This window comes from Micromonospora sp. HM134, assembly GCF_007833915.1.
GTDB classification, from domain to species: domain Bacteria; phylum Actinomycetota; class Actinomycetes; order Mycobacteriales; family Micromonosporaceae; genus Micromonospora; species Micromonospora wenchangensis.
The window spans coordinates 1,119,628-1,133,098 of record NZ_CP041061.1; the positions used below are offsets into that span (position 1 = coordinate 1,119,628).

7 protein-coding genes are annotated in these 13,471 nt (G+C 68.6%); 6 read left to right on the plus strand and 1 reads right to left on the minus strand.

What is annotated here, in order from left to right; translation table 11 throughout:
• Positions 1–46 precede the first annotated feature (46 nt).
• From FJK98_RS05390 to FJK98_RS34620, 4 genes are all read left to right on the plus strand, one after another.
• A complete protein-coding gene (locus tag FJK98_RS05390; RefSeq protein ID WP_145918041.1) occupies positions 47–898 on the plus strand; it encodes an ABC transporter permease in 852 nt (283 codons plus the stop codon).
• A complete protein-coding gene (locus FJK98_RS05395) occupies positions 895–1,737 on the plus strand; it encodes an ABC transporter permease (protein ID WP_145918042.1) in 843 nt (280 codons plus the stop codon). Before FJK98_RS05390 ends, FJK98_RS05395 begins: the two co-directional genes overlap by 4 nt.
• Positions 1,738–1,760: 23 nt before the next feature.
• Positions 1,761–2,606, plus strand: coding sequence for an ABC transporter ATP-binding protein (locus FJK98_RS05400; protein WP_145918043.1), 846 nt, complete (start codon positions 1,761–1,763; stop codon positions 2,604–2,606).
• Between the two features lie 420 nt (positions 2,607–3,026).
• The gene (locus FJK98_RS34620; RefSeq protein WP_305070089.1) at positions 3,027–6,584 is read left to right on the plus strand and encodes an RHS repeat-associated core domain-containing protein; all 3,558 of its coding nucleotides are present in this window, start codon (positions 3,027–3,029) and stop codon (positions 6,582–6,584) included.
• A gap of 721 nt (positions 6,585–7,305) precedes the next feature.
• On the opposite strand, the gene FJK98_RS05410 is transcribed toward FJK98_RS34620, so the two are convergent.
• The gene (locus FJK98_RS05410; RefSeq protein WP_145918045.1) at positions 7,306–11,400 is read right to left on the minus strand and encodes an Ig-like domain-containing protein; all 4,095 of its coding nucleotides are present in this window, start codon (positions 11,398–11,400) and stop codon (positions 7,306–7,308) included.
• A gap of 793 nt (positions 11,401–12,193) precedes the next feature.
• Between FJK98_RS05410 and FJK98_RS05415 the strand changes: the two genes are divergently transcribed.
• Complete coding sequence (locus tag FJK98_RS05415; protein WP_145918046.1) at positions 12,194–13,006, plus strand: helix-turn-helix domain-containing protein; 813 nt, start codon at positions 12,194–12,196, stop codon at positions 13,004–13,006.
• 206 nt (positions 13,007–13,212) lie between these two features.
• Positions 13,213–13,446 (plus strand): MbtH family protein, encoded by a 234-nt coding sequence (locus FJK98_RS05420; RefSeq protein WP_145918047.1) that lies wholly within the window; start codon positions 13,213–13,215, stop codon positions 13,444–13,446.
• Positions 13,447–13,471 lie beyond the last annotated feature (25 nt).

A 13,471-nucleotide genomic window follows, 5' to 3' on the forward strand; every position in this document is an offset into this window, starting at 1 on the left:
CCTGTCGTCCCGGTAGGCGGGCCACCATGAGGGGAGAGGACGTGACATGGCGTCGGACGTCCACGTGATTGACCAGGTCGAGGCGGACGCCCGACCCACCGGCGGGCCCGTCGCGGCCCGCCGGTGGGGCCCCACACCCGACTGGGTGCTGGGAGCGGCGGGCGTGGTGACCATGTTCGTGCTGTGGGACCTGGTGGTCCGGACCGGGGCGGTCTCGGTGGACTCCCTGCCGTACCCGGTGGACACCCTGCAACGCGCCGGCGAACTGCTCGTCGACGCGACGTTCCTGACCGAGGTGGCGCAGACCCTGTGGGCGTGGCTGCTCGCCATGCTCGCCGCCAGCGCCGTCGGCATTCCGCTGGGGCTGACCCTGGGCTACTTCTCCGCCCTCTACCGGCCGTCGTCCTCGGTGGTGCACGCCGGCCGGTCGATCCCCTCCTCGGCGTTCCTGCCGATCGCCATCCTGATGTTCGGCCTGGGCACCCAGATGAAGGTGTCCCTGGCGATCTACGCGATCTTCTGGCCGATCCTGCTCAACGCGATGTACGGCGTCCGCGACACCGAACCGCTGATGCTGGCCACGGGGCGCAGCATGGGGTGGACGCGTACCCGGCTGCTGACCCGGGTGGTGCTGCCGTCGGCGGCCCCGTCCATCGCCACCGGGCTGCGGGTGGCCAGCTCGACGGCGCTCATCGTGGTGCTCTCCGCCGAACTGCTCGGTGCCACCAACGGGGTGGGAACGGTGATCACCACGTACCAGCAGGCGCAGCGACCCGACTTCGTCTACGCGGGCATCCTGCTCGTCGGCCTGCTCGGGATGGGCCTCTACTACGGCTTCAACCTGGTCGAACGCCTGGTGGTGCCGTGGGGCCAGGCACAGCGGGAGGGTGGACGATGAGCGGGCAGGGGCTGAGTCGGCCGGTGGTCACGTCGGCGCTGGCGGTGGGACGCGGGGTGCGGTCGCTGTGGCTGCTCGCCCTGCTGCTGGTGGTGTGGGAGGTCGCCGCCCGGATGGTGGGCTCCCTGTTCGTACCGCCGGTGTCGCAGATCTTCGGAGCGTTCGTCGACACCTGGCTGTCCGCGTCGCCGTCGTCGCTGTTCCTCAGTTCCCAGTTCCGGGCCGACGTCCTGCCGAGCCTCGTCCGGCTCGGCCTGGGCTACGGCGCGGCGACGGTGCTCGGCGTCGGCGGAGGCATCCTGATCGGGGTGTGGCGGCCGGCTGGCGCGTTCTTCAACCCGCTGATCCGGCTGGGCATGTCGGTGCCCGTCACCGCCCTGCTGCCCATCGCCATCGTGCTGTTCGGCATCACCAGCGGGATGAACGTCTTCCTCATCGCGCTGGGCTGCCTCTGGCCGATCCTGATCAACACGTACGACGGTGTCCGGGGCATCGACCGTACGGTGGTCACCGCCGCCCGGAGCCTGCGACTGACCCGGCGTCGCTACTTCCTGCGGGTGCTGCTGCCCGGCGCCAGCCCCGCCATCTTCGCGGGGATGCGGATCAGCATCGGGATCGCGCTGGTCCTGATGGTGATCTCCGAGCTGTACGCCGCCACCGCCGGACTCGGGTTCTACATCGTGAGCCAGCAGCGGCTGTTCCAGTTCCCGCAGCTGTGGTCGGCGATCGTCCTGCTGGCGCTGCTGGGCATCCTCTTCAACGCCGTCTTCGCCCTGGTCGAGCGGGTGCTGCTGCGGTGGCACCGCAACGTGCGCCCCGACAGCGCGGAAAGCCACTGACCGACACCACGTAGGAGCCTCGGATGAACCCCGTGACGACCCGACCGCAGCAGCCCGGCACCACCCTCGACACCCCCGTGCTCGACGTGCAGGAGCTGAGCAAGTCCTACCGGTCCCGCAAGGGCGACGTGCCCGCCGTACGCAGCATCGAGTTCGCCGTCCACGCCGGGCAGTTCGTGTCGGTGGTGGGGCCCTCCGGCTGCGGCAAGACCACCCTGATGATGTGCATCGCCGGGCTGCTGCCCATCTCCGGCGGCGCGGTCATGTTCCGGGGGGAACGCATGTCCGGCCCCCGCGACGGCGTGGCGGTGGTCTTCCAGGACTACAGCCGCTCGCTGTTCCCCTGGTTGACGGTCGAGAAGAACGTCGCCCTCCCGCTGCGCGACCGGGGTCTGCCCCGCGCCGAGATCCGGCAGCGGGTGCAGGAGTCGCTGGAGATGGTGGGCCTGGCCCACGCCGCCGGGTTGCACCCGTGGCAGCTCTCCGGCGGGATGCAGCAGCGGGTCGCCATCGCCCGGGGGCTCGCCGTCCGGCCGGAAATGCTGATCATGGACGAGCCGTTCGCCTCGGTGGACGCCCAGACCCGGGCCAGCCTGGAAGACCTGCTGCTCAAGGTCTGGGCGGAGACCGGTACGACGGTGCTGTTCGTGACCCACGACATCGACGAGGCCGTGTACCTGTCCGACCGGGTGGTCGTGCTGTCGCAGGGCCCGTCGGTCGTCGTGGCGGACCTGCCGGTCACCCTCGACCGCCCCCGCGACCAGATCGCGACCAAGCAGACCCCGCTCTTCGGTGAACTCCGCGAGCACGTCTACTCCCTGGTCATGGCCTCACAGCGACGGACCTCCCTGTCGGGGGAGCCGAGCTGACCGGGTGAACCGGGTCGCGCTGACGCGGCGGCGGGACGGGCCCCTCAGGGCCCGTCCCGCCCTTCTGTAGCGCTCTACTGCTCAGGATGCGCTGGGACTCGCCATGCGAGAACGACCGGTTCAGGGCCTGGGTGCTGGAGCTGAGCTGCGGACGAATTTCCCGTTCGACGCTTCCCCGACTCGCTGAGGCGACAGCTGACGGCTGTAACCCGCACCGGCGAGACACTGACCGTCACCGGCCCCACCGGGGCACAGGTTCAGTCCACCTACGACGACCTGGACCGCCAGACGACCCAGACCCGCGTCGAGCGGTATCCGGTCAACCGGAACCTCGTCACCAAGCTTGGTTACGACGACGCCGCGAATCTGACCTCCATCACGTCACCGACCGGCGCGGTCACGAGCAACACCTACAACTCCGTGGGCGACCTCATTCGCACCACTGCCCCGAACGGCGCGGTCACCCACTTCGGATACGACTACTTCGGGCGGAAGGTCCGGGTTTCCGACGGGCTGGGGCGAACCACCCGCGCCAGCTACGACCTGTTCGGCAACCTGACGAGCGACGCCAATCTCAACGCCGACGGGGACGTGCTGCGTACCCAGAGGTACGGGTACGACGAGGCCGGCAACATGGTCTCCTCGAAGGACCCCTACAACGTCGTCACCACCTACGAGTACGACACCGCGAACCGCCTGGTCAGGCAGATCGAACCAGTAACCGACACCGAATCGATCACCACCAGTTTCGGGTACGACGCGGCAGGTAACCGCACCCGCTACACCGACGGACGCGGCAACGCCACCATCTACACCTTCAACACTCTCGGCCTGCCAGAGTCAGCCATCGAGCCAGCCACGAGCAGCCACCCCACCACCCCCGACCGCACCTGGACCGTGGGCTACGACGCCGAAGGCCGCGCCACCCGCATCAGCGCCCCCGGTGAGACCAGCCGCCAGCGCACCTACGACGCCGCCGGACGACTCACCGCCGAAACCGGCTCCGGCGGGGAGTCCACCACCGCCGCCCGCAGCCTCGGCTACGACAAGGCCGGCAGACTCACCAGCGTCAGCGCGCCCACCGGCACGAACACCTACACCTACAACGATCGCGGTGCGGTGCTGTCGACCTCCGGCCCCTCGGGTGCTGCGACCTTCGGCTACGACGACGACGGGCAGATGACCACCAGGACCGACGTCACCGGCACCGCCACCTTCGGCTACGTCAAGGGCCGCCTCACCTCCCTCACCGACTCGATCACGGAACAACGTCAGAACCTGACGTACGACGCCGCAGGCGAGGTGAAGACGATCGACTACGGTGCCGGGCGCATCCGTACGTTCGGCTACGACGACTTGGGCCGGGTCAACAGCGACACCCTGAAGAACGCCGCCAACGCCGTCGTCGCCTCCGTCGCCTACGGATTCGACCTGAACGGTCATCTGACCAGCAAGGACACCACCGGCACCGCTGGTGCCGGCAACAACACCTACACCTACGACAAAGCCGGCAGGCTCACCGGCTGGACCAGCCCGGCGGGCACCATCACCTACGCCTGGGATGCCAGCGGCAACCGGATTCGCGCCGGCAGCAAGACCGCCACCTACGACGCACGCAACAGGCTGCTCACCGACAGCGACTACACCTACACCTATTCACCGCGCGGCACGCTCCGGTCGCGCACCAGTTCCGGCCTCAGCGAGCAGTACGCCTTCGACGCCTTCGACCGTCTCACCACCGCCATCACCCAGACGTACCAGTACGACGGCCTGGACCGGGTGGTGTCCCGCACCGGTACCACCTTCACCTATGCCGGTCTCGGCGACGACGTCGTCGCCGATGGCGTCGAGTACTTCGCCCGCGGTCCTGCGGACGAACTGCTGGCCACCGGGCAGGGCTCGGACGAGCAGCTCTCACTCACCGACGCCCACGGCGATGTCGTCGCCGCGTTCGATCCCGCCAGCACCAGCCTGACCACGCTGAACGACTCCACCTCGTACGACCCGTTCGGCAAGAAGATCACCAGCATCGGAGACACCGGCAACCTCGGCTTCCAGGGTGACTGGACCGACCCACAAACCGGTCAGGTCGACATGGGTGCCCGGTGGTACGACCCGGGAACTGGCGCCTTCACCTCCCGCGACAGTGTCGACTACACCAGCGGTGACTCCATCCTCGCGAACCGGTACGCCTACGCCGCTGGCGCGCCCCTGGACTTCGACGACCCTGACGGTCACTGGCCCAAGTGGCTCAAGCGGGCCGCCCGATCGGTCAGCAACGGTTACCACGCCGCCACGAACTTCGTCAGCAGCACCGCTTCCTGGGCATGGAATTACGGAACCCGACTCTGGAACCAGGGGATCTCCGCCCTCAGGTCATTCGGGCAGATGCTCTACAACGGTGCCACCAGGCTCTACAACAAGGCCAAGACCGCCGTCGAGAACACCTATCGCCACATCAAACAAGGCGTCACCAACCTCCGTACCAATGCCACCAACTGGGCCAAAGAACAAGCCCGCGCCGCGGCGCAACGAATATACGAAGCCAAGAAGGCGGTAACCAACGCCGCGAAGGCCGCTGTCCGGCAGGCGATCAAGTTCACCAAGTTGCCGGTCGTGGCCGCGCTCACCAAGCCGCTCCTGGCGGGAGTCAAGCTGGTGTCCGGCGGCATCAAGGTCATGGCAAGCGTCGTCGCCGTCACGCAGCAAGCCATCCGTGACCCCGACAAGTTCCGGCAGAAGCTGTTCCTCGAAGCAGCTCAACGCCTTGCCCCACTCGTCGAGGGCGCCAACGAGATGTGGGACAAGGCGACCCAGTTCGTCGAGGACCACGCCGCTGAGATCGCCGGCATCGCCGTCGCCTGCGGTGCCCTGGCCGGAGCGGTCGGCTCCGCCGTCACCGGATACATGAACGGCAAGCGCGGATGGGATCTTGCCGGCGAAACCGCGCTCGGTGGGCTCTTCGGTGCCGCTGGTGGGGCTGCCGGGGCTGTCGGAGGCGCGGCCCTCGGTGCAGGGCTCCGCGCTCTGGGCGGGGGAATGAGAGCGGCCGGCGGTAAGGCCGTCAGCGCAGGTCTCGGTGAAGCACGCACCATCGGACGCGGGCTTATGGGCCGGAGCGGCGGCTGCCTCGGCCCCGGCAACAGCTTCACGGGCGACACGAAGGTCCTGATGGCCGATGGCAGCCACAAGCCGATCCGTTACGTGAAGCTCGGCGATAGGGTCCTGGCCACCGACCCCACCACGGGGCGGACCGCGCCGCGAGTAGTCACCGCTCTGATCGTCGGTAGCGGCACCAAGCAACTCGTCGACATCACCGTCACCGTGGATGGCCCCCGGGGCAGCGGCCGCGCCGAGACGATCACCGCCACCGCCGGGCACCCCTTCTGGATCGCTGACCAGCACCAATGGCGAGAGGCCAAGGATCTCAAGCCCGGCTACACCTTCGAGACCGCCGACCATCGACCAGCAGCCGTAGCGGCCACACACCACCGCACCCAACCCGAGGTGGTACACAACCTCACCGTCGACACCCTCCACACGTACTATGTGGTGGCCGGTACAACACCGGTCCTCGTCCATAACTGCGGTACGAGCTACACGCATGTCGCCCTTGGCCTCCGGGCGCACGGGCTCCGTGAGTCCGCTGAGGCGAACGGGCATACTCATTTTCTCGACGACACATTGGAAGATGCGTTGGCAAATGTTCGGGATGTGGCCAATAGCCACCCTGGCGCCACCATTCATGTGCGCATGGATGGATTTAAGATGAGCAATGGGCGCGCGAGTGCGTCGCCGGCGGAGTTGTTCGAGGACGCATATCGCGAGGGTGGTGGTGATAATTGGTTTACCACCCAGCGGGAGATGAACATTCTGGGCCGCTCAGTGCGGCTCGGAAACCGAGAATGGGAATCGATCAGATTTACGATGGACGGCAAGAGTGTTAACTTCCCGCGACCTGGATTTCTTGGAGGGTAGCATGCATAAAATTGCGACCTGGGAGCGGGATTTTAGAGTCTGGGACTACTCGGTTAGCTACTCGCGACTGCTTTTGCGGAGCCTCCGTGATTCGAGCCCCAAGCGCGTGGACGTCCTATTTTCCAACGTTGTTGTTATGTATCTGCCGACCAGCTTTGAGCGACTGCAAATAGGTGTGGCGGAAGGGCGGCCTTCCGGGGCGGCCGAGCTTCCAGATTCAGCTATTGGAAATTGGTTTGTGATAAACGGTGGCGAGTCATACGTGTTCGCCACTCACTGTCAATGGCATGAGGATGACGGGAATTTCAAGTCACCATCCAAATTTGGGCCTTTTAGTAGGACGGAATAGCGGTCTGGTGAAAAGGTTGGACCTGGATCGCGCCGGCGCGGTCCGATGCTGCTGCGGGTGTGCAATTGTGTCAGCGATGTCTGAGGCTGGCACATTCTCGTCGTCCAGGTTGGACGCATTTGATCGATCATGAAGTCAATGATGACGACTTCATGTGTGAGGTGGGGTGTGGTGATGGAGAGGGCAAGGTGGCCCAGGTGGAGGTGCGATTTCTTCCGAGCACAGGCGGGCGGGGCGTAACCGACAGACCCGGTCCGACGCGGACCGTTCGTTCTCCCTGCGTGTGGTCAGCACCGCTGAGCCAGGGAGTTGCATGTCCCACGTCCGCATGGGGAGGGGTCCCGACGGACCCCTCCCCTCAGTGTCGGGCCGTCACGATCTGATCAGGGTCACCTGCACCGTTTCGTCCGGGCTCTGCCCGGCTGCGTTGCCGAATCCGACAGTGAGCGTCACGTCGAGCCGACCTGTCCTGACCAGGGTCTGCCGGTACGCGGGCGCCACCGTCACGGTCACCGTCACCGTGTTCGCCTTGGCCACCTCCCGGCTGACCGCGCTGACCTTCTCCCCGCTGAGGGTGAGGGTGCCGGCGGTGTTGACCGTCGCGGTGAGCGTCGCCGTACCCGAGGTGGGGTCGGCTTCCACCTTGTCGATCCGTACGGTCGGGGCCGGGGTCGCCGGGTCGACCGTGCCGACGACCGGCTTGGACAGCGTCGACTGCCCGGACGAGTCGACCACCATCGCCTGGAACCTGACCTGCTTGCCGGCGTCCTTCACTGCCGGTGTCCAGGCGAACAGGTAGGGGGCGGTGGTGCTGGTGCCGACCAGGGTGCCGTTGACGAACAGGCTCGTCGAGGCGACGGCGTGGTCGTCGGTGCCCCGGATCAGCGGGTGCACCGTCGACCCGACCCGGAGCACCGCGCCGCGTCCCGGGTCGGCCACCTCGGCCGAGGGCGCGGCGTCGGCGACCCGGTCCACCGTGGTCGGCACCGCCGGGGGTGGCGTCGGCCGGCGCTTGGTGACGGTGACCGTGGCGCTGCCCGTGCTGTCCGCGCCGGAGATCGCCTCGACGCCGGTGGCCGGGACCGCCGGTCCGCCCGGCACCGGTTGCCCGCTGCCGAGGTAGCTGCCGGTCAGCGCGAACGGGGCACCCTCGCGTACGGCGGTGTTGTCGGCGTTGGCGTTGTAGACGGCGAACCCGTTGCCGGTGAGGACGTTGCGGAAGCCGGTGAGCGCCCCGGCCGTCTCGGTGCCGGCGTCGGTGAGCAGGATGCCGTACGACCGCTGGGGTGCGGGCGGGTAGTAGTTCCCGGTGATCCGGCTGGTGTTCACGAAACCGCTCGTCCCGCTGGCGTACTGGATGCCGGTCTGCGGGAACCGGCTGTTCGGCTCGCCGGTGACCACGGTGTCGGTCACGTACCCGTGCTGGCGGATGCCGGAGCGGACGGTGGTGTCGGGGGTGCCGTCGCGGCCCCGCGCGCCGTCGAAGAGGATGCCCCCGGACTGGTAGCCGCTGACCACGCTGCCGGTGACGGTCAGCTCGCTCTCGACGGTGCCGGTGCCCGCCCCCCGGATGATGCCGGTCTGGACGATGCCCCAGCCGTGCGGGTGCGCGGTCAGTTCCTCGTCGGTGGTCGCCACCCGCAGCGGGCCGACGACGCTGTCCGCGACCCGGCCGGCCGCGCCGAAGAACGCGATGCCCGCCTCGGCCCAGACGTCGCCGGAGGTCACGGTCACGCCGGAGAGGTCGAGGAACATCTCGTTGGTGTCGGTCGAGCCGAGCGACTGCCGGGACACGGTGATCACGTTGCCGCCGCCGTCGCGCAGGTACGGCTGGTCGCCGGCCAGGTTCCCGAGCGACTGGTCCGGCTTGATGGTCACCTTGTCCGCGCCGGCCCCCTTGATCTTCAGCGGCTTGGTGATGGTCAGGCCGTTGCGCGCCCCGCTCTGCACGGGGTTGGACGCGTGGTTCACCGGGGTCGACGACTCCTGGTAGACCCCTGCGCAGACCACGATCGTGTCCCACGGCGACGCGTGGTCGACGGCGGTCTGGATCGACGTGAACTGGGCGTTCGGGCACTGCGTGCGGTCGTCGTCGACCGTCCACGTGGTGTTGCCCTGCGGGTTCGCCACCGGGTCGACGAGCGCGACGTTGCCCGGGGTGTTGTCGTAGCCGGCGAGGTAGGTCGCCGGGTCGGGGCCGCCGAGGGCGGACGGGCCGTGACCCGCGCCGTCGGCCCGGTCGCCGTCCGACAGGAGCTGCGCCCCCGCGTCGGATTCCTGGAAGCGTACGTCGGCCAGCTCGATCGAACCGGACTTCGGCATGTCGCCCACCCCGAACCGGAGTTCGAGCTTCGCCAGCGCGCCGACGTCGACGCCCTGCGCCGCGAACTCGGCGAGCGGGACGCGGATCTGGTCGAGGACGATGTGGGTGTTCGGGGTGTTCGTGCCGGTCGACATGTGCAGGGCGTTGCCCCAGCGGGGGTCACCGGCGTCGACGGTCCCCTCGCGGCCGGCGGCGTCGCGCAGCGCGATCACGAACCGCTGGGTCGTCGAGGCCGGGTCGTACGAGGTGGGCTTCTCGTTGGGCCAGACCGGGTTCGTCGGGGTGCCGTTGACGGTGGTGTCCCTGGTGTTGTCGCCCCGGTTGTCGGCACCCGGGTTGCGGGTGTCGAAGAAGTTCACGGCGGCGCTCAGCGCCAGCGCCCGCAGGTGCCGTACGTCGCCGGACGCGGCCGGGATCGCGGCGGTCAGCGACGCGGTCGAGCCCGGCTCCCAGGCGAGGGTGAGCTGTCGACCGTAGGAGTGGTTGACCGGGCTGTTCTCCCGGGTGCCGTTCTGCCCGCCGAGCGCGCCCGCCGCCGGCAGCGGGCAGGGCTTGGCGGCGGTCGGCAGCCCGGTCTTGCCGAGCTGTGCCGGGGCGAAGTCCTGCGGCTCCGGGTTGCACCAGTCGTACCCGCCGGGGGTGGTCGCCGGTTTCGGGGTGACCCCGGCGGCCTGCGCGTACGGGTCGGCGAAGCCGTTGCCGGTCAGGGTTCCGCCGAGGGCGTTGCGGGTCAGCGGGTTGGCCACCTCGGGCCGGATCACGTCCACCCGCTCCTGCGGGGCGGCGAAGTAGCTGGTGTTGACCCGCTCGTCGCACCCGATCGCGGTGCCGGACGGGCTGGTGGGGCAGGCCGACGCCGGCACCTGGAGGCCACCCGGGGTGTTCGCCAGCTCCCCGGTCAGGTAGGGCTGGAACGCGCCCTCGCCGCCGACGTAACGGCGGAAGAAGGCGGCCATCGTCGCCAGCCCCAGCTTCTCCTGGTCGCCCATCCGCGCCGCGTCGCCGGAGAACTTGGTGTTCACGGCGGGGTTCAGCGGGTCGGAGTTGTCGATGGCGTAGTTCAGGGCCGGGTCGGTGTAGCTGGCCGCGCCGCTGAGCCGCAGATTGTGCGGGTGGATGTTGTTGGTCGCGAACGGCGCGGAGTTGCCGCACGCGGCGTCGTTGTTGGCCTGGCCGTCCGCGCCGCCGTCGGCGTACCAGACGGTGTTGTACCAGTTGTGGATCGCGCCGAGGTGCTCCACCTGGATGCGGGGGAAGGGGTCCCCCGGGTTGACGTACTGGCTGCGCTCGAACAGCCGCGCGCCCTGGAGGTTGGAGACGTCGCCGTCGCACATCGGCAGGATCGTCAGGTACGGCATCCCGTACGGGGCCTTGCGCTCGTAGTCCACCGGGGCGAGCGAGATGACCCCGCGCAGCGGGTACCGCGGGCCGTCGGTGCGGATGCGGTTGTAGTCGATGAAGCTCGACACCGCGTCACCGCCGCGCGAGTGTCCCATCAGGCCGATGCGGGTCAGGTCGAGGCGGCCGGCGAGCATGGTGCCGACGGTGGTGTGTTCGTCGACCGGCAGGCCGCCGGGGCGGTTCGCCGCGCTCAGCGCGTCCAGGGTTGCGGCGATGAGCATCCGGCGGCTGTGCATGCCCTTGCCCTTGTTGCCGTCCTGCCGCATCATCAGCTGGTCCTGGGACACCGAGAAGGTGGTGTAACCCCAGGTGGCGAGGTTCTCCGCCAGGTAGGCGTAGCCGTTCTCGTTGTGCTTGAACTGGGCGCAGGTGAGCTGGGCGGTGTTCTGGCCGGAGTCGCACGAGCCGTGGTTGCCGTGCACCAGCACGAGCACCGGCGACGGCGTGGTGCGCCGGCTGAAGTCCGGCGTGTGGAGCTGGCCCCGGATCTCGATCTGCTCCGGTGCCTGCGCGGTCCCGGCCGTCGGGTCGGCGCCGGAGGAGTTCGGTTCCTGGATGCTGGCGAGGCCGAACTTGGCCTCCTGGACGGCCCGGTGGCCGAAGGGGCCGCGGGCCGTCGGGTCGGGCAGGTCGGTCGTGGCCGCCGGGGGCGGCGCGGCGGCGGTGGGTGACGCCGCCGAGGCCGGTGCCGCCAGTGCCACCGGGGCCGTCACCGCGACGATCACCGAGAGGAGTATCGGCATACTCCTCGATGTTCGTACCTTCAAAGCTGTCTCCCTGGAGCGAGTTGAGCATTCAACGGTCGGGAACGTTAACCAGCTCTCGTTTCTCCGACGTTTCCTGCGGCAGGCGTTTCGCGGGTCGGCCGAACCCTTCCCTACCAGGGGAAATGCGCCCTCGACGGGAACCCGGCGGCAACTCTGACGATTGGGACTCCGGCCTTCTTCGTGACTCATTTCCGGGTCACGGAACGGCGGGACGGATGCCCGCTCCGGGTCGCCGCCAATGGTGGGGATTTCGACGGTTGCGGCTACCGGAGAGGTCGCGCCGTCGCTATCGGTGGACCGGCGGTGGGCCACCGGAGGTGAGGTCTCCCGGGATTACGGATGGGTCGCTAACCACCCAACACGCTTATCACGGGCAAGTCGTGCGCCACTGTGTGGAGGCGGCCAAGCGGTGCAGTACGGACAAGTGCCCGGCGGGCCGGCGCGGGCCGCGTGAGAGTTTCCTGCTGAGTGACCAGACAGTGATGTAATCGAAACATGACTATTGGTGGCCGGGTCCGGAGCCGGTAGCATCCACATTCGTGGCGGTCGCTGGACACGATTGTGCCGGCGGTGTCACGAGCGGCTGTCGACCATTTGGTCGAATGCTGCCCAGGATCTGCCGGCCCCGGTACCGGGCAACTGTGGCCGAGCGGTTCGTCCCGCTTCCGGCTCGCCGTAGAGCCGTGTGAACGGTGGCCGGTGCCCCAATTCGGCCGGGCCCCGTTCTGGAAACAAACATTCATGGCGGCTGCGCCAGAACGAGGGAGAAATGGTTGCCATCCGGCAGGTCTCGGCGGACCAGAACAGCGAGTTGGCCGCCTGCGTCAAAGCCTGGCGGCACCGGCTTCCGCCGGATGACCACCAGGTCGCCCGAAGACGTCGGGGACGTCGGTCCAACGTCACCCAGGAGGAGATCGCGGAACTCGTCGGGGTGAGCGTCGTCTGGTACAGCAACCTCGAACGCGGCGTACGCGCCAACTACTCGGACGCCTTCCTCGACGCCGTCGCCGGGGCGCTGCGACTCGACCGGCACGAGCGGGAACTGCTCTACCTGCTCGCGATCGGCCGGATGCCCTCACCCGCGCCGGCCGGCACCTCCCCGACCGTCCTCGGCACCGCCCTGCGCCAGTTCGTCGAGGGGCAACGCTGGGCGACCTACGTGCTCGACCGGTACGCGCGGGTGGTGCTGCACAACGAGGTGTGCGAGTCATACTATCCCTGGCTACGCACCGATCCCAGCTATCCGCGCTGGCTGTTCACCGACGCGGACGCCCGTCGACGGCTGGTCAACTGGGACACCGACTGGGCGGCGCCGCTGCTCACCCAGATGCGCATCGCCCAGGCGCTGCACCCGCAGGACGCCGGGATCGCCGCGCTCGTCGACGCCTGCCTGGAGACCAACCCCGAGGCCCGCTGCCTGTGGGCCGCCCACCCCGCGTCCGGGCGTACCCTGCGGTCACGGCGTGGCATCCGGCTGGCCAGCGACCACCGGACGACCCTGGTCGACGTGGTCACCCTCACCGACCCGAGCGCGAGCGACCTGCAGATCGTGTCGCTGATTCCGGTGGCCGAAGCCGCGTAGCCGCCGTTCCCGCGTCCCCTCCGCCGTCGGTGAATTGCACCCCGGCCGGTCCGGCCCGCCCCTGTGTCCCCGGTGAGGGGCCCCAACTGTCAGTTTAGGAAAGTGGCAATTTCTGGCCGCCGTCCGCACCGCCGGGCAGGATTCTCCACGCCGCTTCCGGAGGCTTTGTGGACTCCTGCGGCCATCGATGCGGACCGGAGGCGGACATGAATCCATTCGACGATGCGGACGGCACGTTTCTGGTGCTGGTGAATGCCGAGTCGCAGCACTCGCTGTGGCCGGAATTCGCCGAGGTGCCGGCGGGCTGGACCGTGGCATGGGGACCGGGCGGTCGGGACGAGGCACTCCGGTACGTGGAGGAGAACTGGCAGGACATGCGGCCGAGAAGCCTCGCTCTCGCGATGGCCCGGGCCGATGACGCCACCCTTCGTACCGAGTAATAGCACCACCGATTCGCCGTGGCGC

What these genes read in the sequence shown, in the direction of transcription:
- FJK98_RS05390 (WP_145918041.1), top strand. Translation starts at nt 47, where the DNA reads ATGGCGTCGGACGTCCACGTGATTGACCAGGTCGAGGCGGACGCCCGA.
- FJK98_RS05420 (WP_145918047.1), top strand. Translation starts at nt 13,213, where the DNA reads ATGAATCCATTCGACGATGCGGACGGCACGTTTCTGGTGCTGGTGAAT.
- FJK98_RS05395 (WP_145918042.1), top strand. Translation starts at nt 895, where the DNA reads ATGAGCGGGCAGGGGCTGAGTCGGCCGGTGGTCACGTCGGCGCTGGCG.
- FJK98_RS05410 (WP_145918045.1), bottom strand. Translation starts at nt 11,400, where the DNA reads ATGCCGATACTCCTCTCGGTGATCGTCGCGGTGACGGCCCCGGTGGCA.
- FJK98_RS05415 (WP_145918046.1), top strand. Translation starts at nt 12,194, where the DNA reads ATGGTTGCCATCCGGCAGGTCTCGGCGGACCAGAACAGCGAGTTGGCC.
- FJK98_RS05400 (WP_145918043.1), top strand. Translation starts at nt 1,761, where the DNA reads ATGAACCCCGTGACGACCCGACCGCAGCAGCCCGGCACCACCCTCGAC.